Below are 25276 nucleotides of genomic sequence, written 5' to 3'. Positions count from 1 at the left end.
GAGATAAGAGGCAGTAGATTGCGTATCGTTTATTCAACCATACAGCATCTCATATCTCAAATCTCATGTCTCCTATCTCTGATCTCCAATCTCGATATGGCAAATTTAAAAGAAGTAAGAATCCGTATTGCATCGGTAACATCAACTCAGCAGATCACCAAAGCGATGAAAATGGTATCTGCGGCGAAATTAAAACGTGCTACTAATGCGATTATTCAATTGCGTCCGTATGCGAATAAACTTCGTGATATTTTGGCTAATGTATCTGCAAGCGTAGAAGGTAGTAACTCTCCTTATACGGTAGATCGCGAACCGAATAAAGTGTTGATTATTGTTGTTTCTTCCAATAGAGGTTTGGCTGGTGCTTTCAATGCTAACGCAATCAAAACTGCGAATAAATTAGTCGCTGAGAAGTATGCTGATCAGTTACGTAAAGGTGATGTAAGCATTATTACGGTAGGTAAAAAAGGGTATGATTTTTATGTTAAAAAACCTGCATATAACATAATTGCTAATCATAGTGAGTTATTTGCTGACTTGAACTTTGCGAACACTTCAAAAATCACTGAATTTGTGATGGAACAGTTTAAGGTGGGTAATTTTGATCGTGTGGAAGTGGTCTATAACCAATTCAGAAATGCTGCGGTACAAATCTTAACTTCTGAACAAATATTGCCATTGCTTCCTTCTGAAGATCATCAAGCTACTAAGGAAAAAACAGCTGAAGTGGATTATATCATCGAACCTTCTAAAGAGAAGATCATTGAGGAGTTAATTCCAAAAGCGATTAAAATTCAATTATACAAAGCTATTTTGGATTCCCATGCTTCTGAGCATGGAGCGCGTATGACAGCTATGGATAAAGCAACGGATAATGCAGGTGATTTGTTAAAATCATTGAAACTATCTTACAACCAAGCTCGTCAGGCGGCTATTACAACAGAGTTAACGGAGATTGTATCTGGTGCAGCGGCACTGTCAAATGGCTAAATAAAGATTCATATCCATATAAAAAAGGCGATGAAAGTTTAACTTTCATCGCCTTTTTCTTTACACCTATATGTTATTTAATCATTTTCCTGTTTTCATCGTAAAGACCGATCAGCAAGCTGTTTCCTTTGTCATCAACCTGTATCCCTCCAAATTTTGCTTTGTCATATTTCGCTGCTTCTCCTTCTTGAAAGAAGTAAGATTCAGCACCGATTAGGAGTGTATACTTGTTTGGCATGGTATATTTAATGACTATTTCTTCTTTATTTAAAGGTGTCATGTTGGATTGAATTCGAAGTGCTTCGGCTACTCCTGAACGGTTTAATTTGACCACTAAATAGCCTCTTCTGGAGACATCGTTCAACGTGAATTTTTGAGCAAGTGCATAGCGCAATGTCATGTAATCTCCTTGCATCAGCGATCTTGGATCAACAGGTGCCAATTGCAATAGTATAACTTGACCATCTTTTAGGATTTTTTCTTTTTGAACGATCGTAAAGCTAAAATAAGCAATGATGATCAGTAGATTGGCGATGATGATCCAGTTTTTATATTTTTTCATTGGAAGATTTATTAATATTGATCACGAAGTATATGATTAAAAATAGTACACCAGAAAGCATAAGCGCTATCGATTTTGTCAGTAAACTGAAGTTGAGGTCATAGTAAAATCGCCATAAACAATACAAGAATGCAATAATAGCTAGGGATAAGCCAATTTTATATTGATAATAAAAGCAGATGAATAGGAGTAATATACTTCCTGATATGCCTGGATTGATGATGGTAGGTGCTAAAATCAATATACTTAACACATAGATGCTCAACATCAATACTGATTTTTTAACGTTTAATTTATGCATGATTTTATAGATCATGAATAGGACACCGATACCATATGCTACGGATAGGAGATATAAGGCATTTTTCCAATTGGTTTCACTGTTATTCAAGAATAAATGATGTGATGAAGAAATAATATATCCGGTAATCCCAATCGAGGTAAGTGTAAATGCATCTCTCAAGGAATCATATAGGGTACTAATCAAATTTCTTTTCGCTAGGATTGTTGCTTCATTGGATAAAAGATAGATAAGACCAATAGCGACTAAGGCCGCCATAATGGAGAGTAAAAGATAGTTTTCGAAGTTATGGATCAGCAAGCCTATTATACCAATTAGAATGCATAGTATGTTGAACAGGGATAGCAGATAGCGTTGTACGATCAATAACGTGCCGATGCTAATGGCTATGACGATGATCAGTATAAGATTCGTATTGTCCATGTCCATACCATAGATCAGCATCCACCCTCCCAAAGCATATAAGGCTAAGCTGGATGTATCGATGATAATGGTATTGTATTTTTTTATAAAAAATATAGATACGGTCAGTAAAAGGAAACCAAAGACAAGTAAATTTATATTTTCATCCAATAGATGTAGAAAATATAAAGCTGCAATAAAAGCGAAAACACTTAGGATGACGCCGACTATAGACAATACTTTTATGGCGATATTGGATTTGTTTGTGGATAAGAATCTATATTCTTCCACTATTTTTTCTGTATTTATTTGAATAGCTGTAGGACGAGCTTTGCTGACTTCCGCTATTATGTGTTGTATCTCTTCGTTCGTTTTCATAAAATAATTTTTAACAGTAATGAAGCTAGCATAAACAATTAATATACATCATGATTTGTGGGTGGTGTGCTGATGCTAATTTCATTGTTCCATTTTTTTTGGAGATTCAACAATAGTTTAATAATAGCTGTAACTGCAACGAGTACGAAAAGGCTGATGATAAACAAAACGGCTTCATCTTCAAATGCCTTTATCAATAACGCACAGAAAATGATCATGACACTAAAGGATACTGAGGCAATCAAAAATATACTTTTATTCGATAGTGCATATTTGATCGCATATAGATAGTAACAGAGAGTGCCAATAATTAATAATATGCCAGAAATAGTGTAATCATCAAATATGAAATAGCAAATACCTAAGGTGGACATCGTTGTTACGGCAAGTGCTAATGTGTTTCTGAACCATAACGGAATCAAGGTTTTTCGACGTTCATTAATGAGTAGCAATAAAATGAGTGTCAAGCCATTGATGAAAAAAAGTAACGTGACGATACCTACATCATTCAGATTGGTCAATACTTGTTCATTATACAGCACAATGGTGGTATTGATCAGGAGTAAGTATAATAACCAAAGAGGGTAAAAATTTGCAATGATTACCCACAGCGTTATAAACAACGTCCAAGCAAGAAAGAAGTCATAAGCATTGGCACCTGTCTGGTAAATTTGACCAAATACGGCAAATAATACACCAACAAGCATAGCTGCTGCAGTGAGGATTAAGTTTTTATAAACTTCCTTTTTTACGAGTAGACTACCTGCGGTGGTTGCAATAAGTAGGATACCGATAATACCAATTTTAAGAAACTTGTTTAGCTCTGCCCAATTGTATGCAAAGAAGAATACGATACCGGTTGTGACAAATCCTATACCTAAGGTCAGCACAAATAGATTGATGAATTTTTGCCAATCTTTCTTATCTGCATAGCTATTTTGTTCTAAAAGGTATCCTATTTCCTCCTTAGACAAATCACTATGTTTGCTTGTCATATATATATCTTCGCGATTAATTTTTTTCATTACTAAATCTAGTGAAAAATTGTAGGATTTCTTTGCCTAATTTAATCTAATAAAAATAGGTTTGGTGTTAGGAAAGGGAATAGGTCGTAAATATTTAGAATTCTATCTACAGGAAGGAAATCAATTATTAACATAGTTATCCACATTGTGTTAATAACTATGTTGGAAAGACGCTGGATAAAGCTATTGTAGCATTATCACTAGATAATGATTTATTATTGCTTTTTTTATTCTGTTAAATTTTGGTATTATTGATTATCGTTATTCTTATTCAAATGAATCTATATAAAATTTTTACCTCTTTAAGTTGTATGGTAGTTTTTACAGTGTCTGTACAAGCTCAAATTGTGAAAAGCTTTGCTCCTGTATATGCGGATATTAAAAAAGTTATTTCAGATAACCAATCTGACAATCATTATCCCAAATTATTAAAAAGGTTTTTGGAAATGGATTCGACTTTAACCGAAGAGCAGTATTATGTGATTTATTATGGACAATGTTTGCAGGATAATTACAATCCACTGAGCAAGGGAAATGAAAGCATTCAAAAATTAGCACAAAAAGTAACTGCAGAGAATTATACTGATTTTAAAACAGCATATTTAAAAACAAAAGATCAATATCCTCTTGACTTGAGATCGCTACAAAATGCCTATATATTAGCATATAAGTTTCAAGATGATGCGTTCGTTAGAAAATTACAGGTACCACTTATTGGTTTAATCAAGGTAATAGCTAGTTCAGGAGATGGGAAATCTCCAGATCAAGGTTTCCACATTATGAATGAAAGTGATGAGTATGTCTTTTGTAATTTGCTTAATCTTCATATACTAGAAAAATCACAAGTTGGCGAGTTTGATTTTATTCAGCTATCAAAAAATGAAAGATTCGGAAAAATTATCTATTTTATTAATAGACCCCAATTATCTAATAAAAGTCCAGTAATATTAGAAGAATTCGTGGATGATTAAAAGGGGATCTTTCTAAATCCCCTTTTTGTATTACCATCTGATTAAGGCAGATCCCCAAGTAAATCCAGCTCCGAAAGCCGCTAAACAAACCAAGTCACCATCTTTTATTTTTCCTGCTTCCCAAGCCTCACATAATGCGATTGGTACGGAAGCGGCAGTGGTATTTCCATATTTTTGAATATTGTTGAACACCTGATCGTCACGTAGTCTTAGTGTTTTTTGGATAAATTGTGAGATTCTTAGATTTGCTTGGTGTGGTACCAATAAGCTAATATCCGCTGTTGTTAACTTATTTTTCGCTAATGCTTCTCCGATTACTTCTGGGAATTTGACTACTGCTTTTTTGAAAACAGCTTGACCATCCATAACAGGGAAGGCAGATCCATCATCAAGCATTTCTTTTGTCATTAACATCCCTCCAAGTTCTTGTTCTGGCCATTTTGGTTTTTCATCGAGCCATATACCACCAGAAGCACCAGGGAAATACATGGCTAATTTTTCAGCATCTGCTCCATCTGAATGCAAATGGGTGCTTAATATCCCTTTTCCCTCCTCTATAGTCGGTTGCAGAACGACAGCTCCAGCACCATCTCCAAAGATAACGGATACGCCTCGACCTCTTGTCGAATAGTCTAAGGCAAATGAATGCTTCTCTGAGCCTACGACTAAAATATTTTTGTACATACCAGTTTTGATAAACTGGTCCGCGACAGATAAGGCGTATACAAAACCCGAGCATTGATTTCTGATATCCAAAGCTCCAACTTCTTTCATTCCCATCTCTCTTTGCAGGAGTACACCACAACCTGGGAAATAGTAGTCTGGAGATAATGTTGCAAAAATGATGAAATCTATTTCTTGTGCAGTTGTATTGGCACGTTCTATGGCTATTTTAGAGGCTTCTACAGCCATTGTTGTAGTGGTCTCACCAATTCGATCCGCATATCGACGCTCTTTGATCCCTGTTCGTTCTTGAATCCACTCATCACTCGTATCCATAAAACGAGTTAGATCTTGATTTGTATAGATATTCTTAGGGACATAATACCCGATACCTGCGATTTTGGATTGAAACATACTGATTTGTTAGTGTTTAAGTTTTCAAATTCAGTAAAATTACGTATTTTTTGAAAATTAAAACTACTTTTGTCTTATGAGTACAGAAACAGCGCAAGAGACCTATTCCTTATCCGAAATTTTGGCTTCAGTTAAAGAGTCTAATCGATTGATTCTCTGGAACGATGATATCAATACTTTTGATCATGTCATCTTTTGTATGATGCATCATCTTCAGTATTCAGAATCTGAAGCCGAAAGAATTGCCTTTAAGGTTCACAATGAAGGTAAGTGTGCGATATTAGAAGGCTCATTGACCGAAGTGGAAATCTATCGGAAAATCTTGAAAGCAGAAGGTTTGACTGTTTCTGTAGAATAATATATAAGCGTATATTTATCTTAAACACGCTTTTTCTTTTTGGTAATAAAGTGGTTACGAGTAGTTTTAGTTCAACAAAAAAATACATTTTTGTGAAATTATAGCTTATAACGACAGTATGTTATCAAAAAATCAATCTTTACTTGTTACTTTTTTAATTACAACCTTGTTCTTTCCAATGCTAGCTTTAGCACAATCAGGAAAGATATCCGCCGTACTTGTAGATGAAAAAACTGGTGCTACAGTCAATTATGCCAGTGCAGCTTTACTCACTGGTGCTAGTCAAACCTATTTAAAAGGAACCCAATCTGACGATAAAGGAGTAATAACTTTTAATGATGTTCCAAATGGGACTTTCACACTTCGAGTTACTTATGTCGGCTATTTGGATTTCTTAAAAACGAATGTTACAATCGCTAATTCTTCTTCTGTCAATCTTGGTAAACTCACATTGAAACCTTCTGGTGAAGTATTAAACGAAGTTGTTGTGGAGGGAAAAGTCCCTGCCATGCAGATCGGGATTGATCGCAAGGTTTTTAATGTAGGCGAAAGCTTAGTGAGTGCAGGTGGTACCGCAACAGATCTACTGGCAAATGTGCCTACGCTACAGGTAGATCAAGATGGTACGGTTAGTCTGAGAGGCTCTAATGTTAAGATTTTAATCGATGGGAAAGAGTCTGCTATGGCAGGAAGTAACGTGACCGCTTTATTGCAAAGTTTACCTGCAAATTCAATTGAAAAGGTCGAAATCATTACGAATCCCTCATCGAAATATGATGCAGAGGGACAGACGGGTATTGTGAATATTGTGATGAAGAAAAATATCCGTACAGGACTGAATGGATCTGTAAATGCTTCTGTTGGATCTTATGATAATTATATGGCTGGGCTGACGTTGAATTACCGGGATAAGAAGTTTAATTATTTTGGTAGCTATAATTTCAATCATCGAAATATGGTTGGAAGTGGGAAAAGTGATAATACCTTTTTGGATAATAATAGTCGGATTTATAATGAGTCCGAATCATCACGTAAAGGGAAGGGACATACCGTTAAAGCTGGAGTTGATTATTCTGTAACCGATAAAACAACTTTAGGACTGTCTGCGAATATAAGTGTTCGAAACAGTGATCGTTCTGAAGATTTGAATTATCAATATTTTAATCATCCTAAATTATCAGGCACAAGTAATCGTAATTCGAGACAATTTGAAGATGATCTTGGCTATGATTTAAATTTTGATTTCAGACATCAATTTAAAAGATCCGGTGAGGAATTGACTGCCACTGCGAGTTATGGAAACGATAAAGAAGATGGTACAAATGATTTTGTACAACAGTATACAGATGATAATCCAGATAGTGGACGGAAGAATGTGACTTCTGAAAATGGAAAAGTGATTAATTTACAGGCAGACTATATACTTCCGTTTTCGGAAACGAGTAAGTTTGAAGCGGGGTATCGTACGCAAATTAGAAAATCTTTTGACACACAATTCTCGGATACTTTAAATGTCAACAATGGTCATTATTTCCCCGATTATTTGATCAGTAATGATTTTGATTTCACCAGTACAGTACATGCAGTATATGCAAATTATCAAAACAGATTGAGTAAAAAGATTGGCTACCAATTGGGATTACGTGCAGAACAATTTGAATTAAAATCTACCTATTTTTCCAAAGACCCTGCAGTCGTAGATAAAGAAACACATGCTAATCAAGATTTTTTTCGATTATATCCGACAGTTTTCTTGACCTATGATGTGGGTGATGCTGGTGATAAGGTACAGTTGAGTTATTCTCGTCGTGTACAACGTGCGCAAGGCTGGCAGGTGAATCCATTTTTGGATGTGTCGGATGATATGAATCGTCGTCAGGGTAATCCCAATTTAAAACCTGAAGATGTTCATGCTGTTGAATTGAGTTTCGCGAAAACTTTTGGTAAAGTGAATTTGGTTAGCTCCGCATATTTTAACTATACGAATGATGTTATACAGCCTTATGTTTTTCGTGTAGACAATACCAATAGTGTAACTTATAGTAGATGGGAAAATTTAACAAGTCGTAGTTTATCTGGTTTGGAACTTATTTCGAAAGTCAATGCAACAAAGGACTTCGATTTTACGTTCAATCTGAACCTGATCAATATCAATTATAAAGCAAATGAAGCTTACAAGTTAAAGGGTTCTAATGGCTTTGCTTACAATTCGAATCTGACCGTGAATTATCGGCTTACCCCAACTTTTACCGCGCAAGTAAAAGGAGATTATAATTCTTCTCGTGTGGTCGCACAAGGAAATATGAATGCGATGACGGGTGTTGATGTTGCTTTGAAAAAAGATATATTGAATAAAAAAGCTTCGATTATGTTTAACGCGCGTGATCTATTTAACTCGAGGAAAATGGAGGGTTATATGGAAACTCCTCAGCTAATCTCTGATTTTGAAAGACGCTGGATGAAACGGATGTTTACACTTTCTTTCTCGTATAGATTCGGAAGTCAGGATTTATCGAAGCTCAAGAAAAAAGAAAATAATCCAAATGAAGTTAGCGGGGGCGAAGAATATTAAAAAAAATTCTTCATTGTGATTCAAATTTTTTAAATTTAATAAACTAAACTATAGACATGAAATTAAATGCAATCGTTTTAGCAGCGGCAATAGTCGCTTGCACATCCAATATCAGTGGGTCATTTGCCCAAGAGAAAAAAGAAGTTCCAGCTTATAAAATCTTAGATCTGCCGAGAGTAAATTTGAAAAAATTTAAGAAAAATAAACAAGGAGCCTATATCCTTTTTGATGGTACATCTTTAGAAGGATGGCGTGGATATGATAAAACTGTCGTTCCTAAAAAATGGGTTCTTGATGATGGAGCCATCAAGTTTGACAGCCAAGCTAATGTAGGAAAAGATGAAGGGGGTGATTTAATTTTTGCGTATGATTTCAAAAATTTTGAATTGGAATTGGAATGGAAAGTTGCTAAAGGATCGAACTCGGGTATTTTCTTTTTAGCGAAGGAAGTTGAAGGGCAACCGATTTATATTTCTAGCCCAGAATGTCAGGTGTTGGATAATGAAAATCATCCGGATGCTAAAATGGGAGTAGATGGTAATCGTAAGTCGACTTCATTGTATGATATGATTCCGGCTAAACCTCAAAATGCTAAACCTTATGGCGAATGGAATAAAGTGAAGATCGTGGTGAATAATGGCAAAGTTGAACAATGGCAAAATGGTGTAAAAGTTGTTGAATACACGCTTTGGGATCAATCTTGGATTGATTTATTACAAAAAAGTAAATTCAGCGAAACAAAATGGCCATTGGCTTATGAGTTGTTGAAAAATGTAGGTGGTAAGTCGAAATCTGGTGTTATTGGTTTCCAAGATCATGGTAATGATGTTTGGTTCAAAAATGTCACGGTTAAAAAATTGTAACAGCATCTTAATGGATAAAAAAAGCGAGCTTGATTCTTTTCAAGCTCGCTTTTTTTATGCTCTGTTTTTTCTTGTATGCCGCTATAGCTATTATGGTAAAGTCAACTGGTTCGATTGTTTTCGAGAAGTATCGCGTTCAAACGGTATCGGTGATCTGCTCTGAACAGGAAAATAGTTATGTACAATAAATACCTTTATAAAATAGATTGTAGTTCTTTTAAATTCGTGATCATGTGCGGTATATCTTGTGGTTTTTCTGCCCATGTAGGATTAAAAAATATAGCATCCATTCCTACCTGCATAGCGCCACGAACATCGGCATCCAAATTATCGCCAATCATCATGGAAGTATATGCCCGTGCATCCGCTTGATTGATGGCGAAATGGAATATTCGAGGATCTGGTTTATTGACACCAACAACTTCAGATATAAAGACATTTTTGAAATATTTATTCAAATCGCTTGTCGCTAATTTGGTCTCGCAAGCTTCTTTAAATCCATTGGAAATCAAATGTAAATTATACTGATCATACAGATAAGTTAATGTTTCATGTGCATGTGGAAATAAATTTGTCTTTTGTGGACAAATGAATAAATATTCTTCTTCAAAATTCTTTGGAAAAAGTATCGGATCGACCCCTAGTTGTGTAAAGGTATCTGCAAAACGGGCTCGACGTAATTCTGTTTTATCTATTTTACCATGATGGTACAGATTCCAAAGACGGTGATTATTAACGGTATAGGTTTGAATGAAGAGTTCAGAAGTTGGCTGTTGGAATAATTGATCAAATTGATATTGATAGTATAATTCATGCAATGTCTCTTCTGCATTTTTGTCAAAATCCCAAATGGTATGGTCCAAATCGAAGAATATATCCTTTTTTTTGTTTTTAAACATAGTGCAAATATAAGGGTAATCTCAAGGATGGAAAAGTATTCTTGTCTGTTGAATTTTCCTCTTTGTGTCATAAAGTCCAACACATTTTTTTATACCTCTGTTTATCGTTATTTTTGTTCTGTTGCGATATATGGTATGAAAAAAGCACTTGTTTTATTTTATTTTCTTGTTTTTTATGCTACCTCTCAATTGATTTGGTGGGGAGTTATGCTGGTACAATTTCAACCTCAACGGAAACCGATGATCATCGGGGAAGGTATATTTTTCTTACTGATCTTTATGTGGGGGGCGATGCGGTTAAAAAAACTATTTGTCCGGGAACAAAAATTACAACAACAGCAACAGAATTTTTTGCTTGCCATAACACATGAGTTAAAATCTCCATTGGCTTCTGTGAAATTGTATATCCAAACCATCTTAAAAAGAGATCTGGATAAAGAACAGCAACAGGTTTTTCTTAAAAATTCATTGAAAGATATTGAACGGTTAGATGATTTGGTGGAGAATGTATTGATGACCACCAAACTTGAAAATCGCAATTTTAATTTACCAAAGGAAGAGTTTAATTTGACAGAATTGGTGGAACAAATCGTTGATCGTCTGCAAAAGAATGCATGCCGTACACAGGTTTTGAAACCCAATTTACAGGAGAATATCATGCTATATGCCGATAAGTTTGCCATTAGTAATGTGGTGACCAATTTGATTGAGAATGCCATTAAATATTCACCTCCATGTGCAAATGTTGTTGTTAAATTGGCAAATGAAGGCAATGGAATTATTTTTTCCGTTGCGGATCATGGAATTGGTATCCGTGATGAAGAGAAAAAACTTATCTTTAATAAATTTTATCGTGTAGGAAGTGAGGCAACTCGTAAAACTAAAGGAACAGGTTTGGGGTTGTATATAGTGAAGACGGTTTTGCAGAAACATAACGCGTCTATTAAAGTAAAAGATAACACTCCTTCGGGGAGTATTTTTGAAGTAACATTTGATAAAAATGCAAAGTAAACAACGCATACTACTCGTAGAGGACGAAGAACACTTGTTAGAGGCTATCAAGTTAAATTTGGAGTTAGAAGGCTACCGTGTCACAACAGCGACAGACGGTAAAAAGGCTTTGAAAATCTTCAAGGAAGAACGCTTCAACTTAATCATTTTGGATGTCATGATTCCAGAAATTGATGGATTTCAAGTAGCAGAAACCATTCGTCTTCAAAATACTGAAGTTCCGATTATGTTTTTAACGGCTAAAAATAGCAGTGAAGATCGTATTACTGGACTTAAAAAAGGAGCTGATGATTATTTAATAAAACCCTTCAATTTAGAAGAACTTATTCTTCGGGTAGGTAACTTGGTTCGTAGAAGTTTGAAACCGGATGATTTGAAAGAGCTCAACTCGTATCAGATTGGCGACAAGACAATTTATTTTAATTCTTACGAATTGCATCACGCTGATGGTACCATTACATCTTTGACAAAGAAGGAGACAATGTTGTTGAAGTTGCTTATTGAGCGTCGTAATGAGGCTGTTTCTCGTGAACAAATTTTAGAAACGGTATGGAACTATGATGTTTATCCTTCGACACGTACGATTGATAATTTTATATTGACTTTCCGTAAATATTTTGAACCTGATCAAAAGCATCCTATTTATTTCCACTCTATTCGTGGGGTAGGCTATAAGTTTACAGATAACAACGCATAGTAATATTTTATGATGACATTTAAGGCTCGTGTAGCTGTTATTATTATTGCATTATTATTGATTGGGTATGGGGTTTATGGGGGTCATTATCAGACTTCCATCCTGATTGCGGGTGGAGTTTGTTATTTAGTTTGGAGTCATCTCCGAGAGAGCTCAGTAGCGATGGCTAGTGACGCGTTCCATAAACAAAACTACACAAAAGCAAAATTACTGTTGGCGGAGGTGAAGAATCCTGATCGTCTGAGAAAAGGCCGTCGTAATATTTATGAATATATGATGGGTACTATTTCTCTCCATGAGGATCGCATCGATGAAGCAGAATACCATTTCCAATTAGCCTCTCGATTACCTTGGAAAAAGGATAATGAAAGAGGGATGATCTTGATCAACTTGGCCAATATTAGTTTACGAAAAGAAGCGTATGAACGTGCTCAGACGTATATTGACGTGACTAAGAAGCTAACCCTAACGGAACGTCAGATGAGTATAATTGGAAAAATACAAAACGAAATTTCAAAACATATATAGTGAGTACTACTTTACAAAACGACTTATTGATTAGAGCTGCATTTTCGCAGCAGACAGAACGTCCACCTGTGTGGATGATGCGCCAAGCTGGAAGATTTATGCCTCAGTATTGGGAGATAAAAAATAAATATTCCTTTTTGGAAATGTGCAAAACTCCAGAAATTGCAGCCGATGTAACCATGTTGCCTGTTGATTTATTAGGAATTGATGCTGCAATTTTGTTTTCCGATATTTTGGTAACTGCAGAAGCTATGGGTGGGGATTTGAGTTTTGAACAAGGGGTAGGTCCTCGTTTTGCAAATCCAGTGCGCTCTTTTGCGGATGCTGATAAATTGACAACAGATTGTCTTCCCAAATTGGAATATGTTGCTGATGCGATAAAAGTTATTCAACAACGTTTGAATGGCAGTATTCCTTTAATTGGTTTTGCTGGTGCACCTTTTACCATCTTGAGTTACTTAGTGGAAGGGGCTTCTTCAAAAGATTTCAAATTGACTAAATTGATGTTGAATAATGAGCCTAAGCTGGCGCATACTATTCTTCAGAAAATCGCGGATGTTACCGTGGAATATTTGAATATGCAGATCGCTGCAGGGGTAAATGCTATTCAATTATTTGATAGCTGGGCATTGGCATTATCTTGGAATGATTATCAAGAGTTCTCGCATTATTACAATCAGCAGATTATAGCTAAATTGAATCGGCAGGATATTCCAGTGATTTCATTTTGTAAGGGTTCTTCTGTTTTTGCTCCTATTATGGCAGAGGCAAAACCCGATGTAATTTCAGTAGATTGGAATGCTGATTTAAAAAATATTAAGCAATCGTTGCCTTCAGGGATTGCTGTTCAGGGTAATTTAGATCCTTTCGTTTTATATGCGGACAAAAAAGTAATCAAAGATAAAATAATCCAATTGTTTGAACGCATGCGCGGAGAAAACGGATTTATTTTTAATTTAGGACATGGAATCATGCCTGATATTCCTTTCGATAACGTAAAATACGCCATTGAAGTTGTAAAAGAATTCAGGTATTAATAACTTAATAAGTATGAAATAAAACAAGGAGCATATACTTTATGTTCCTTGTCTTGTTTTCAGATCTTCTATCAATCTCTTCTAATTAAAAAAATATTCGGCTATCTTTGTCCTAATTCATTATACTCATGGTTTATCTCTACGCTAAGGCTGTACATATTATATTTGTTATTTGTTGGATGGCAGGTTTATTTTATATGCCTCGATTATTTATTTATCATACGGAAGCTAAGGATCAATCTAAAGAAGCCTATACTGTTTTACATAAACAATTCTCGATCATGGAAAACCGTTTGTGGTGGGTGATTACGACACCATCCATGTATATTACGGTTATCTCTGCATTGGTCATGTTGTATATCAATCCCGAATTATTACAAATGGGCTGGATGCAAGTGAAGCTGTTATTTGTAGCAGGTATGATCACTTATCATTTCATCAGTCAGCGTATGATGTTCAACCTCCGTGATGAAAAATCAACATTAAGTTCTTCCAAACTCCGCATGTGGAATGAAGTAGCAACCATTCTATTATTTGCCATTGTATTTACCGTTATTTTAAAATCTGCATTAAATTGGATCTATGGTGTACTTGGTCTTTTATCTTTAGCCATTTTGTTAATGTTATTGATTAAGGCGTATAAAAAATACAGACTATCAAAAGGTAATAAGTAAGATCTAATTTATCTTCATCTTTCCAAGAAATAAAAACCAACTCTTCCCTTTTATAAAAACGAGAAAAAGTAAACAGACTTATTTTAGGAGAAGTGGGGGAAGAATTATGTACTTTTGTCGTAAATAAAACATGCTTATGTCATTTGAATCTTTAGGATTATCACACCATATTATTCATTCTGTTAAACAATTGGGTTATCTAAAACCTTTTCCAATACAAGAACAAACCATTCCGGTTATCTTGTCGGGAAAAGATTTAATGGGAATTGCACAAACAGGATCGGGAAAGACAGCTTGTTTTGTGATGCCTATTCTAGAGAAACTACAGCAGCAGGAGGTTAAGCGTGATCGAAATATTCAGGTATTAGTTCTTGTTCCCACGCGTGAATTAGCTATTCAAATCGATGAAGTTTTTAGGGCTTTTACAGGCCATCTAAAACGTGAAATCAAAACGATGGCGGTCTATGGAGGTGTTTCTATCAATCCGCAAATGAAAGGGATGTTAGGGGTGGAAGTGTTAACCGCAACTCCAGGTCGTCTGCTCGACTTAATCCATAACAAAGCATTAAGCATTAGTCAAATTCAACATTTAGTTATTGATGAGGCTGATAAAATGTTTCAGTTAGGATTTGAGGATGAATTAAAGCAAATTTTTGCTTTGTTGCCTAAGAAAAAACAAACGACATTATTTTCAGCAACTTTAAATGATAAAATTTCTGAAATAAAGAATATTCTAGCGATTCAACCTGTTGTTGTAGAGATTGCAAAAGATGCTCTTGATATTGATAAAATAGATCAGGTAGCTTATCATGTGACTGCAGAAACGAAGGGGCCATTCTTGCGCTATCTGATCAAAGAAAATAAAATGAATCAGGTTCTGGTATTTGTATCTTCTACACGTACGGCTGATAAACTCGTGGAGAAGCTACTGAAAAATAAAATTAGGGCTATTTCTATTCATGGTGAAAAATCACAAGGGAGTAGAAGAGATCATCTGGATTATTTTAAAAAAGGGGATGTGCAAGTTTTAGTTGCTACAGATTTAATCGGTCGTGGTATCCATATTGATGCTTTACCAGTTGTTATTAATTTTGAACTCCCACGTTCTCCATTGGATTATGTTCACCGTATTGGTCGAACTGGTCGTGCACATGATGCTGGATCTGCTATTACTTTATTAACAGATGAGGACATGCATCACTTTGGTGTTATTCAAAAGAAAATGGGTAAAACTGTTGAAATAAAACCTACGACGGATATCAATTTACATGGTTATTAGCAGGTTCTGTTTATTCTTGTTCCTCATATTTTGATGTAAATCATCTTTTATTATCCCTATCATACTTTTTATTCAATAGGATCTATTTTGGGGCTTTTATTTCCTCAAAAACAAATTTGCTCTGATCATAGTTGATGGGAACATCGGGTGCGTAATAGGGGATATCCAAGAAACTCATCACTGCACCCGTCCCTAATCTTAATGTCTTTCCTTTTTGCAAGAGTGCAAATGCGGTTCTTTTTTTTGTACCTCCATTTCTAGGAATATAGAAATAATCGCCTATGAGTGTGTCCCCTGAAATCTTACCTTGAACTTCACCAGAATCCTTTGAACTCAACCCATATTGAATGATATACTGACCATAGAAAAAATTCTTACGTTTGGTGATTTTAAGAAATGCGGTATCTCGATTAGCAATTGCTTGATAGTATTTTGGTGTGGCATCATTTTCCGCAGAGCTGCAGCTCAACAGCATGACTAGGGTGGGCAGGTAAAAATATTTAAAAACGTAATTAAAAATCATTTTCTATAATTAAAGGCTTTAAGCAGTTATTGTTCCTCGAAATACCAGGAAACAGAGCTCTCAAGCTCTTCAATTAAGTCTTTATCCATGAATTTGTATTGATCAGGGATTTCCAAGGTGACTATTTCTAACGCTTTAGTTTCAACAGGAAATTGCGTTATTAATTTTTCTTTATGATGCTTTTCCATTACAAATACCCTATCGGCCCAAGTTAAGTGCTTTGCGTTTACTTTTATTCTTGCATTACTTTCGGTTCCGGCAGATTTGACTTTAATCGAGGGATGGTTTTTATAAATTGTTTCCGCTGTTAAACTTCTCCACCTATTTCTACTACAAATGAATAATATGTTTTGCATGCTTTACTGATTTTCTTGTCGCAAAAATATATAATTCTATTGATCAGGTGTCTTTAGTTCTCTACTTGATGATTTACCATCCTTAGCAACTATTTTTATCTGAAGGATACTTATATCAAATTCGTTTTGATGATAAGAGGGGCATCAGCTAAATATTCTTGAGCAACTGTTCCAAAATTTTTGATATAAGGTTGTTCATTATGTGCGTCGAGACCTGCTTGATCTGACCATGTTTCATAAAATGTAAATACATTCGGGTCTTCGGTACCTTGATGTAGATTATACAGTTCGGCAGCAGGTTCAAGACGCGTCTGACGAACCATATCCAGCAGGGTTTGTTTTACTTGTTCGCGATAAGCTTCTTTCGTACGTAATACAACGGTTAAATAAACTTTCATTTCTTTCCTTTTTAATGAAGTGGGGTTTTCCTACTCCTAATCTCTAAAATACAGATTTTTCCCTAGATCGTGTATATTGTACCTAAAATGTTATTCGATCTTTTAAGTCTATTCTTGCTATTTTTTGAAATTATGTATAATATTACATATAAGCATTCCGGGATATTCAATAAAAACCTAAACCGAGAATAGAAAAGAATGTCTTAATCTCATAATAAAACAAACAATGATGAAATTAAAATTTTTAGTAACCGCATTATTAATAACCGGGACTAGTCTTTTAGGATTTAAAAGTCTTGCGCAACAGAAAGTTAAAAAGAAAGAAATTGGATTGCAATTGTACTCTGTTAAAAGTTTAATCCACAATGACACAGATTATTTTCCAGTTTTAAAAAGATTGGCAGGTATGGGCTATACAGGTGTTGAAGCTGCAGGCTTTAATGATGGTCTATTCTACAATACAAGCCCGCAAGATTTTAAAAGTAAAGTTGAAAAAGCAGGAATGAAAGTTATTTCTTCACATGTAACTAGAACGTTGACAAAGGAAGAGTTAGCATCAGGTGATTTTTCAAATGCGTTGGCATGGTGGGAGAAAGCGATCGATGCACATAAAGCCGCTGGTATGAAATACATTGTAACACCATGGCTTGAAGTTCCGAAAACAGTCAAAGATTTGGAAACACAATGTAAGTACTTAAATGAAGTAGGGAAGTTATGTCGTCAAAAGGGGATTAAATATGGGTATCATAACCATGCGCATGAATTTCAAAAAGTAGAAGACAAAGTGATCATGTTTGACTATATGATCGAACATACGGATCCTCAAAATGTATTTTTTGAAATGGATGTATATTGGACAGTTATCGGTAAATCAAGCCCAGTAGATTATTTCAATAAATATCCAGGTAGATTTTTAGCACTTCATATCAAAGATCACAGAGAAGTTGGACAAAGTGGAATGGTTGGTTTTGACGCTATCTTCAAAAATGCAAAAAAGGCAGGTGTGCAACAAATATTTGTTGAACTGGAAGAAGTTTCTGGAGATTTGGAAGTTGGTTTACAGCAAAGTATAGATTATCTTAAAGCAGCATCTTATGTACCTGCTAGCTATGCGAAATAGTTTTTAAACAGGACAAAATAAAGATCTTTAATCTAAAAATAAAGTACAACATATTGATTACCCCCAAAAAGTTAAACACTTTCTGGGGGCATTTTTATAATGTTAAAATTCAATACAATGATGAATTTGGACATTATAAAAAGTGTTCTACATTATTCGGCAAAGCACAAATATTTCAATTCCATGTATTCATCCAGACCATGTTTGGATCCTTCCCGTCCGACACCCGATTCTTTGACCCCTCCAAATGGAGCAGCTGCATTGGATATTAACCCGGTATTAATACCGACCATACCTGCTTCTAATTGCTCAGCAACACGAAAACAACGGTTGACATTTTGGCTATAGAAGTAAGATGCTAATCCAAATGGGGTATCGTTTGCCAGTGTAAGAACTTCCTCTTCTGTTTTGAATTTGAATAAGGCGCATACAGGGCCAAAGGTTTCTTCTTTGGCGATTAGTGCATCGTGGGTTAAGTTTGTCAGTACTGTAGGCTCAAAAAACAAACCAGACATCGGTTTACCACCTGTTGTAATTGTCGCGCCATGTTTTAGCGCATCATCCAGATGTTTTTGAACTTTCTCCAGACCCTTGCTATTAATGAGGGGACCAACCTGTACGCCTTTCTCCAGACCATTGCCTACCTTCAGCTTTTTAACAGCTGCTGTTAGTTTTTGTGCAAATGAATCATAGATATTCTCTTGCACATAAAATCGATTAATGGATACACAGGTTTGTCCTGAGTTACGAAATTTACCTGCTATAGCACCTTTTACAGCAGCATCAATATCAGCATCTTCAAAAACAATGAAGGGAGCATTCCCTCCTAATTCCATGGATACTTTTTTGATATTTGAAGCTGCTTGTTGCATTAAAGTTCTTCCAACTTCAGTTGAACCTGTAAACGATAATTTTCTTACAATAGGGTTGGTTGCTAGTTCTTGACCAAAAGCAGCGCTATTTTTACTTGTTAATACGTTAAAGACACCTTTTGGTATTCCTGCCTCTTCTGCTAGTTTGACTAAAGCCAATGCGGTGAATGGGGTTTGTGAGGCAGGTTTTAAGACCACTGTACAGCCAGATACAAGTGCTGGTGCTACTTTTCGGGTGATCATGGCCAAAGGGAAATTCCATGGGGTGATAGCCGCTACGACGCCGATACCTTGCTTGATCGTCATCAAGTGCATGCCATTTTGTGAAGAGGGTATAGTTTCTCCATAAGCCCGTTTTCCTTCTTCAGCAAACCACTCGACAAAGGAATTACCGTAATCAACTTCAGTTAATGATTCTTGTAAGGGTTTTCCACTTTCAAGAGTCATAATTTCGGCTAAATGATCTTTGTTCTCTAAGATGAGTTCGTACCATTTTCTGACAAATATGCTTCGTGCTCCTGAAGATACTTTTCGCCAAGTAAGCCAAGCTTTTTCTGCCGATTGTATTGCTTTTTGACAGGCTTCGATGTCTAAATCAGGGACTGTATCAATGACTTTTCCTGTTGCAGGATTGATGACTTCAAACGTCTTTTTAGAGGAAATGAATTTTCCATTCATATATGCTTGATTGAGCAATAAAGGATTTTTCATAGCTTGTAAATTTTTTTAAATAAATTTTTTACGGATTTGTTCAGAAGGTACTTCGCATGTTTCTCTTTTTCCAAACCAACGATATCTATTTCTTGCGATATAATCATAACAATTGTCTCTCCAAGTTGTTGGCAGAAATCGAAAAATAGTCAGTAATGAATAGGGAAAGCCTAGATCTTTGGCAATAAATAAGGCTGCGGTACTTTTTGTTAAGACTTGCTTATTTCTGATGTAGAAAATAGAATCGGATTTTGAAGGTATAGCACGGAGATACGACTGCCCAATTTCGGATTGTAGGGAGGTAAATCGAAACTTGTCCTTTTTATCTTTTTTGATGATAAAATTCACAGTTCCGTTGCATAAATTGCAAACGCCATCAAATATAACGAGCTGCTGCATGTCTTCTTGTATCATCTAAAACTACAAATAAAAAGGGAGCACTTGCGAACTCCCTGATATGATTAAAGATTTTTCATAATGGTATGACCCATTCGATCTCTTTTTGTTTTTAAATATTCTTCATTATAAGGATTTGAATCGATTTCAATTGGAACATTTTCAACAATTTCTAATCCATAACCGATTAAACCTGCGCGTTTTGTAGGGTTGTTGGACATCAAACGCATTTTAGTAATGCCTAGATTCCGTAAGATTTGAGCACCTACGCCATAATCACGTAAATCTGCCTTAAAACCTAATTCTAAATTCGCATCCACGGTATCTACACCGTTTTCTTGCAATTTGTATGCATGCAATTTATTAACAAGGCCTATTCCACGACCTTCTTGATTCATATATACGATAACACCTTTTCCTTCTTTTTGAATCATGTCCATCGCTTTGTGTAACTGAGGGCCACAATCACAACGACAAGAACCAAAAATATCTCCTGTGATACATGAACTGTGTACGCGAACGAGTACAGGTTCATCTTCTGTCCATTCTCCTTTATAGAGTGCTAAATGGTGTTCTCCAGTATCTTTTTGAGTGTAGGCTTTTAATTGGAAGTCACCATAGGTCGTTGGCATGTTGACTTTAACTTCTTCGGTGATCAGTGAATCATGTTTTAAACGGTATTCAATTAAATCCTCGATGCTGACAATTTTTAGATCAAAGCGTTTTGCTACTTCCATCAATTCGGGGAGTCTAGCCATTTCACCATCTTCTTTCAAAATTTCAACCAATACCCCTGCAGGTTCAAACCCAGCAAGACGAGCTAAGTCTACTGAAGCCTCTGTGTGGCCTGTGCGTCTGAGTACACCACCGTCTTTGGCAATTAAAGGGAAAATATGTCCTGGACGACCTAATTCTTCAGGACGAATATTCGGATCAATTAATGCTTTAATTGTTTTTGAGCGATCTGAAGCGGAAATACCTGTTGTACAGCCATATCCTTGTAAATCGACTGAAACAGTAAAGTTCGTTTCATAAACAGCTGTATTTTTTCCAACCATTAATTCTAATTGCAATTCATCACAACGTTCTCTTGTTAAAGGAGCACATACTAATCCTCTTCCGTGAGTTGCCATGAAATTGATAATTTCTGGAGTTGCATTTCTTGCTGCAGTGATAAAATCACCTTCGTTTTCGCGGTCTTCATCATCCACTACGATGATCACTTTGCCAGCTTTTATATCTTCGATTGCTTCTTCAATCGTATTTAATTTGAAATCCATTGATATCTTAAATGTATTATACAAAGTTAGTGTAGAATTCTATTTTATTTATAATGTATAAGTCAAAATGAGCTTTTTATTGCGTTTTCGCTTTCTTTTGTCCAAATTTATTCTTGATCCAGTTCCAACCTGCTTCTGCTTTTATTTTATATTGATCAATATCGAATAAGGCTGAATCTGTGGTTGACTTATAGGTTAGGAATGCTGCCAATGGTGATAGCACGATAATAGCCATCCACATTCCTAAAATAGGGGAGATACCACCATCTTTAGCAGATTTTTCTGCTACGGTAGAAATAATGTGATAGATCAAAAAGAAAATAATAGCCATGATAACGGGTAGACCCAATCCTCCTTTTCGGATAATGGCCCCTAAGGGTGCCCCAATAGCAAATAGCAAAAGACAAGAAACAGCTAATGTAAATTTTCGATGAAACTCGATCCGATAACGGATATCTTTTCCATTCAAATCTTTATAATCAGGTAATCGATTACTCAGCTCATCTTTCATGTAGGTTACTTGACTCAATGCATTTGCCGCAATTTGAGCTCTTTGTTCTGGAATAACAAGATCTTCTACTAAATTGTCAAAGGGTTTTATTTTCGCAGGTTTTATTTTTTCTTGTTTATCATTAAAATAAGTGGAATACAAATTAAAACGATGATCCAACGTTTTAGATAGGATAGTCCTTACGCTATCTAATCTCATTTTATTTGAATCGGTATATATCTTTAACTGTTTTAAATTCAACATGGCTTGGTGGCTCTTGAACAGATTTTCATCTGTTCGTTGCATTTTATTCCATTCCATATCAAATTTTTGTTCCGTCTCTTTAAACTTGAATCGTGTAAATTGTTGTCGAGGGTCGTAACTTTTTGAGCTTTTTACACGTGCATCTTCATAGCGAATACCATCTTTTAGTTTTAAGATCATATAGCTATTGTCAGGTGAATTGTAAATAAAGCCTTCTTTAGCAATCAATACCGTGTTTCCTGCATTTCCACCTTGATTATCATAAATCATCAAATCGTACAAGATGGTACCATTGTCATTTTTACCTTTTGCACGGATAGAATAGCCTGGAATGGTGTTATTGAAAATCCCTGGTTTAATGAGGAAATCGGCTTTCTTATTTCTTACATCGTATAAGAGCGATCCCATTTTGAGATTGACGATAGGTAGGATGTAATCTGAAAATAAAAAGGAGCTCAAGCTAAAAAAACCAACCAAAATAAATAAGGGTGTCATTGCTTTTCTGAGGGAAACTCCTGCTGCTTTGATGGCAACAAGTTCATAGCTTTCACCTAGATTACCAAAAGTCATGATGGAAGATAATAGCATAGAAAGGGGCATAGCCATAGAAATCTGGACGGCACATTGATAGCCGATTAATTTCAGTATGACATACCATTCAAAACCTTTTCCTATTAAATCATCGATGTATTTAAATAAGAAAAGCATCAAAAGCACAAACATCACGATACAAAAAGTGACAAAGAATGGCTTTATAAAGGATTTAAGAATAAGTAAATAAATCTTTTTCATCCGCTCACGTGTTCCTTTCTAAAGCCTTGATTTTTTTGAAGCTTTAGAGGTCTATTTTCATAGACCTTTATTTAGATGCAAAGATATACTTTTTTATCCTCCAATTACACTTTGAAGATATTCAATTGAATTATTCCAGATCATTTTACGATTTTCGACATCTTCTTCTTTAGCAAAATCTGTGATACGTAGCGCCACATCATTTGTTAATTCGTCTTGATCGATTTCTAATTCGAAGTAATAGGGTTCGTCTTCAAGCCATTTATATCGAATGAGTTTGTTTTCTTTAATGCTGACAATTTTGGCCTTGTAACTTTCGTCATCCCAAATAAAGTCATAGATAGATTCGCGAAAATTAACATCATCGGCAAACCATTGTGATAGGGCATTCGGTTCCTCTAAATAGGGAAATAAAATTCTTGGTGAAGAATTTACAATATATTCTAGGTTTAATTTTATTTTTTCTGCCATATTACATGAATAATTATTTTTTCTTTAAATCAAAAAATCTATATTTGCATTCCCAAAAACGGCGGGGTAGCTCAGATGGTTAGAGCGCAGGATTCATAACCCTGAGGTCGGCAGTTCGATCCTGCTCCCCGCTACTAAAACCTCCCTTCCACTAGCATTGCGTATTGGCTATACTTTCATAGTATTATTTGTAATAATACATATTTATTTTGTTTTTGCAATTATTTTAGTGAAAACTTTTGTGCTAAATATATTTCTAAATGTTTGCAACATGTTTAGCAAGTTTCTCTATTTCAAGTATTCGTTCGTTAATGAAATTAGTATTTATTTCATTATAAAGGAATTGCATTTTTTAAGCCCTGAAAGACATCTAAACGGTGAAAAAAAATTAAAAAAAGCTTTTTATTTGAAGGGTTATTGCTATATTTGCATACCGAAAAACGGCGGGGTAGCTCAGATGGTTAGAGCGCAGGATTCATAACCCTGAGGTCGGCAGTTCGATCCTGCTCCCCGCTACTAAAAAGCTTCAAGGAAACTTGAAGCTTTTGTCATTTTATAGGTTTTTGGCTAAGATTCATAACACCAGCTGGCAGACTGTAGTTCTCCACTATCGGTTATATAAACTCGAGATGTCGAAAATTCAGTGATTTCAACGACTAATTTAAATATTTGAGCATGTTTAAAGTTTTATGTCGCCAGTACTTAGATACTGAACCACGATTTGTGTAAATAAAGTATTGTATTTCGTCTGGATAAGCTCACTTTCCGCCGTAAGCAGATTTGATCGTGATGTGTTCAGGTCGTATATACTGATTTTTCCTGCCTCATAACTCTTTAGACTTAATTCAAATGCTTTTTTGGTTACTTCTAAAATATTAGTAGCTAATTTATATTGCTTCTGATAATTATCCAGATCCAATAACTGTTTTGCTAAATCCTGTTTGATCGTAAGTTGTTCTAGTTCCAGCTGTTTTACATTTTCTGCCTGTTGAATTTTATTCTTTTGAACGGCTATCTTGACTGCGTTCTTATTGAATATCGGCACATTGATGGTCAAACCTATCTGCTGAGAAAAATTATTTTGAAGTTGATTAAACAAAGGAAGCCTGCCAAAACTAGTGGTCAAATTATTGAAATAAAAACTCCCCAGCGTCAGATTGGCATCTATCGTTGGATACAGTTGCGCTTTAATTGCTTTTTGATCAAATTGGAGTGCTTCGTTCAACAATGCATATTTTTTCAAACCAGGGTGTTGCTGTAAAAAGGATGCATATAAATCTGAACTTTTATAATTCGATTCTGGTAACGATGATAAAGCTTGGAGCTCCGTATTGATTTCAAAATTTTGATCCGGTTCAATAGCCATGATTTGTTCAAGTTCCAACATGGCTTTATCTATGGTGTAGTGCGCTTGCCTATTCTTTTCATTTTCACGTTCATAATTCGCCTTTGCTTCATATAATATCGTGAGTGAAGTGGCACCAAGATCGGTTGACTTCTGTATCTTTTGAAGCTGATGCTGAGCAAATAGCAAAGCTGTATCGACAGACTTACAGATCTCCTTTTGCAACAATACGTTTAAGTAACCTTGAATAGTTTTCAGGGTTATTTCTCTTTTCAACAACGCTAAATCTTGTCCACTGGCTTCCAACTCCATTTTTGCCTTTTTAATGGAATTTCGCAGTTTCCCATTATTTAGAATGGAATAAGATGAGGATAAACCTAAGGTACCGTTAAAGTTGTCATTTCGTGCATTATTACCAAAAATATCCTGTGATTGTCCAAAATTGCTATATAGATTTGTAAATCCATTTACATTAGGTAGGCGCTCATTTTTATAACTTTTTACATCCAAGTTTTTGTTGTCCAGGTCTAACTCAGCTTTATCTACAGTGATGTTTTTTTCAAGTGCAATGGCAATACATTGATTTAAATCGAAAGTCTGCTGTGCTAACAAAACCTTGTCTGTCATAAATGTG

At 35.4% G+C, this 25276-nt stretch carries 26 protein-coding genes and 2 tRNA genes; 14 read left to right on the top strand and 14 right to left on the bottom strand.

All coding sequences use genetic code 11. The features are described from left to right. Positions 1 to 96: 96 nt before the first annotated feature. Entirely contained in the window at positions 97 to 990 is an 894-nt protein-coding gene (gene atpG, locus LZQ00_RS12195; RefSeq protein ID WP_234509569.1) for an ATP synthase F1 subunit gamma, read from the top strand. A 73-nt stretch (positions 991 to 1063) separates the two neighbouring features. Here atpG and LZQ00_RS12190 read toward each other — a convergent pair whose 3' ends face one another. From LZQ00_RS12190 to LZQ00_RS12180, 3 genes are read right to left on the bottom strand one after another with little or no spacing between them, the layout of a single operon-like run. After that, the gene (locus tag LZQ00_RS12190; protein ID WP_234509568.1) at positions 1064 to 1552 is read right to left on the bottom strand and encodes a GDYXXLXY domain-containing protein; all 489 of its coding nucleotides are present in this window, start codon (positions 1550 to 1552) and stop codon (positions 1064 to 1066) included. Further along, complete coding sequence (locus LZQ00_RS12185; RefSeq protein ID WP_234509567.1) at positions 1539 to 2633, bottom strand: DUF4401 domain-containing protein; 1095 nt, start codon at positions 2631 to 2633, stop codon at positions 1539 to 1541. The genes LZQ00_RS12190 and LZQ00_RS12185 overlap by 14 nt, the downstream gene beginning before the upstream one ends. Positions 2634 to 2671: 38 nt before the next feature. Next, positions 2672 to 3658, bottom strand: a complete 987-nt coding sequence (locus LZQ00_RS12180) for a DUF2157 domain-containing protein (RefSeq protein ID WP_234509566.1) — start codon at positions 3656 to 3658, stop codon at positions 2672 to 2674. A 275-nt stretch (positions 3659 to 3933) separates the two neighbouring features. On the opposite strand from LZQ00_RS12180, the gene LZQ00_RS12175 reads away from it, so the two are divergent. Then, complete coding sequence (locus LZQ00_RS12175) at positions 3934 to 4629, top strand: DUF4919 domain-containing protein (protein WP_234509565.1); 696 nt, start codon at positions 3934 to 3936, stop codon at positions 4627 to 4629. A 30-nt stretch (positions 4630 to 4659) separates the two neighbouring features. On the opposite strand, the gene LZQ00_RS12170 is transcribed toward LZQ00_RS12175, so the two are convergent. After that, a complete protein-coding gene (locus LZQ00_RS12170; RefSeq protein WP_234509564.1) occupies positions 4660 to 5706 on the bottom strand; it encodes a 3-oxoacyl-ACP synthase III family protein in 1047 nt (348 codons plus the stop codon). 76 nt (positions 5707 to 5782) lie between these two features. On the opposite strand from LZQ00_RS12170, the gene LZQ00_RS12165 reads away from it, so the two are divergent. The 3 genes from LZQ00_RS12165 to LZQ00_RS12155 all read left to right on the top strand — a co-directional run bounded on the left by LZQ00_RS12165 (position 5783) and on the right by LZQ00_RS12155 (position 9499). Further along, entirely contained in the window at positions 5783 to 6064 is a 282-nt protein-coding gene (locus tag LZQ00_RS12165) for an ATP-dependent Clp protease adaptor ClpS (protein ID WP_234509563.1), read from the top strand. A 118-nt stretch (positions 6065 to 6182) separates the two neighbouring features. After that, entirely contained in the window at positions 6183 to 8636 is a 2454-nt protein-coding gene (locus tag LZQ00_RS12160) for a TonB-dependent receptor domain-containing protein (RefSeq protein WP_234509562.1), read from the top strand. 56 nt (positions 8637 to 8692) lie between these two features. Then, entirely contained in the window at positions 8693 to 9499 is an 807-nt protein-coding gene (locus tag LZQ00_RS12155; protein WP_234509561.1) for a DUF1080 domain-containing protein, read from the top strand. Between the two features lie 194 nt (positions 9500 to 9693). On the opposite strand, the gene LZQ00_RS12150 is transcribed toward LZQ00_RS12155, so the two are convergent. Then, complete coding sequence (locus tag LZQ00_RS12150) at positions 9694 to 10398, bottom strand: YjjG family noncanonical pyrimidine nucleotidase (RefSeq protein ID WP_234509560.1); 705 nt, start codon at positions 10396 to 10398, stop codon at positions 9694 to 9696. Between the two features lie 135 nt (positions 10399 to 10533). Between LZQ00_RS12150 and LZQ00_RS12145 the strand changes: the two genes are divergently transcribed. The 6 genes from LZQ00_RS12145 (at position 10534) to LZQ00_RS12120 (ending at position 15624) form a co-directional block, all read left to right on the top strand. Beyond that, positions 10534 to 11409, top strand: a complete 876-nt coding sequence (locus tag LZQ00_RS12145; RefSeq protein WP_234509559.1) for a sensor histidine kinase — start codon at positions 10534 to 10536, stop codon at positions 11407 to 11409. Then, positions 11399 to 12106 carry a response regulator transcription factor gene (locus LZQ00_RS12140; RefSeq protein ID WP_021189964.1) on the top strand — a complete coding sequence of 236 codons (708 nt, stop codon included), beginning with the start codon at positions 11399 to 11401 and terminating at the stop codon, positions 12104 to 12106. Before LZQ00_RS12145 ends, LZQ00_RS12140 begins: the two co-directional genes overlap by 11 nt. Positions 12107 to 12115: 9 nt before the next feature. Beyond that, positions 12116 to 12634 carry a hypothetical protein gene (locus LZQ00_RS12135; RefSeq protein WP_234509558.1) on the top strand — a complete coding sequence of 173 codons (519 nt, stop codon included), beginning with the start codon at positions 12116 to 12118 and terminating at the stop codon, positions 12632 to 12634. After that, positions 12634 to 13671, top strand: a complete 1038-nt coding sequence (hemE, locus tag LZQ00_RS12130) for a uroporphyrinogen decarboxylase (protein ID WP_234509557.1) — start codon at positions 12634 to 12636, stop codon at positions 13669 to 13671. Before LZQ00_RS12135 ends, hemE begins: the two co-directional genes overlap by 1 nt. A 128-nt stretch (positions 13672 to 13799) precedes the next feature. Further along, complete coding sequence (hemJ, locus tag LZQ00_RS12125; RefSeq protein ID WP_262910911.1) at positions 13800 to 14345, top strand: protoporphyrinogen oxidase HemJ; 546 nt, start codon at positions 13800 to 13802, stop codon at positions 14343 to 14345. 136 nt (positions 14346 to 14481) lie between these two features. After that, a complete protein-coding gene (locus tag LZQ00_RS12120) occupies positions 14482 to 15624 on the top strand; it encodes a DEAD/DEAH box helicase (protein WP_234509555.1) in 1143 nt (380 codons plus the stop codon). 82 nt (positions 15625 to 15706) lie between these two features. Here the strand turns inward: LZQ00_RS12120 and LZQ00_RS12115 are convergent, their stop codons facing one another. From LZQ00_RS12115 to LZQ00_RS12105, 3 genes are all read right to left on the bottom strand, one after another. Next, complete coding sequence (locus LZQ00_RS12115) at positions 15707 to 16147, bottom strand: hypothetical protein (RefSeq protein WP_234509554.1); 441 nt, start codon at positions 16145 to 16147, stop codon at positions 15707 to 15709. Positions 16148 to 16173: 26 nt separating this feature from the next. Beyond that, positions 16174 to 16503: a low molecular weight protein tyrosine phosphatase family protein gene (locus LZQ00_RS12110; RefSeq protein WP_234509553.1), complete on the bottom strand. Its 330-nt coding sequence runs from the start codon at positions 16501 to 16503 to the stop codon at positions 16174 to 16176. A 110-nt stretch (positions 16504 to 16613) separates the two neighbouring features. Beyond that, positions 16614 to 16901, bottom strand: coding sequence for a putative quinol monooxygenase (locus tag LZQ00_RS12105; protein ID WP_234509552.1), 288 nt, complete (start codon positions 16899 to 16901; stop codon positions 16614 to 16616). Between the two features lie 226 nt (positions 16902 to 17127). Here LZQ00_RS12105 and LZQ00_RS12100 point away from each other — a divergent pair, with 226 nt between their 5' ends. Beyond that, positions 17128 to 18021: a sugar phosphate isomerase/epimerase family protein gene (locus LZQ00_RS12100; RefSeq protein WP_234509551.1), complete on the top strand. Its 894-nt coding sequence runs from the start codon at positions 17128 to 17130 to the stop codon at positions 18019 to 18021. A 152-nt stretch (positions 18022 to 18173) separates the two neighbouring features. Here LZQ00_RS12100 and LZQ00_RS12095 read toward each other — a convergent pair whose 3' ends face one another. From LZQ00_RS12095 to LZQ00_RS12075, 5 genes are all read right to left on the bottom strand, one after another. Continuing rightward, entirely contained in the window at positions 18174 to 19604 is a 1431-nt protein-coding gene (locus LZQ00_RS12095) for an NAD-dependent succinate-semialdehyde dehydrogenase (protein ID WP_234509550.1), read from the bottom strand. A 15-nt stretch (positions 19605 to 19619) separates the two neighbouring features. Further along, entirely contained in the window at positions 19620 to 20003 is a 384-nt protein-coding gene (locus LZQ00_RS12090) for a thiol-disulfide oxidoreductase DCC family protein (RefSeq protein ID WP_234509549.1), read from the bottom strand. Positions 20004 to 20065: 62 nt separating this feature from the next. Next, a complete protein-coding gene (locus tag LZQ00_RS12085; RefSeq protein WP_234509548.1) occupies positions 20066 to 21280 on the bottom strand; it encodes a bifunctional 3,4-dihydroxy-2-butanone-4-phosphate synthase/GTP cyclohydrolase II in 1215 nt (404 codons plus the stop codon). Positions 21281 to 21356: 76 nt separating this feature from the next. Next, entirely contained in the window at positions 21357 to 22826 is a 1470-nt protein-coding gene (locus LZQ00_RS12080) for an LptF/LptG family permease (protein WP_234509547.1), read from the bottom strand. Between the two features lie 93 nt (positions 22827 to 22919). After that, a complete protein-coding gene (locus LZQ00_RS12075; protein ID WP_234509546.1) occupies positions 22920 to 23297 on the bottom strand; it encodes an START-like domain-containing protein in 378 nt (125 codons plus the stop codon). 60 nt (positions 23298 to 23357) lie between these two features. On the opposite strand from LZQ00_RS12075, the gene LZQ00_RS12070 reads away from it, so the two are divergent. Continuing rightward, a tRNA-Met gene (locus LZQ00_RS12070) sits at positions 23358 to 23431 on the top strand. A 308-nt stretch (positions 23432 to 23739) separates the two neighbouring features. Continuing rightward, a tRNA-Met gene (locus LZQ00_RS12065) sits at positions 23740 to 23813 on the top strand. Between the two features lie 163 nt (positions 23814 to 23976). On the opposite strand, the gene LZQ00_RS12060 is transcribed toward LZQ00_RS12065, so the two are convergent. Beyond that, positions 23977 to 25269 carry a TolC family protein gene (locus LZQ00_RS12060; protein ID WP_234509545.1) on the bottom strand — a complete coding sequence of 431 codons (1293 nt, stop codon included), beginning with the start codon at positions 25267 to 25269 and terminating at the stop codon, positions 23977 to 23979. Between the last annotated feature and the right edge of the window lie 7 nt (positions 25270 to 25276).

The sequence above is a fragment of the Sphingobacterium sp. SRCM116780 genome (genome assembly GCF_021442025.1).
In the GTDB taxonomy this organism is placed as follows: Bacteria; Bacteroidota; Bacteroidia; order Sphingobacteriales; family Sphingobacteriaceae; genus Sphingobacterium.
Note: the sequence above shows the minus strand (reverse complement) of the source record. Positions and strands in the feature narration are given on the sequence as shown.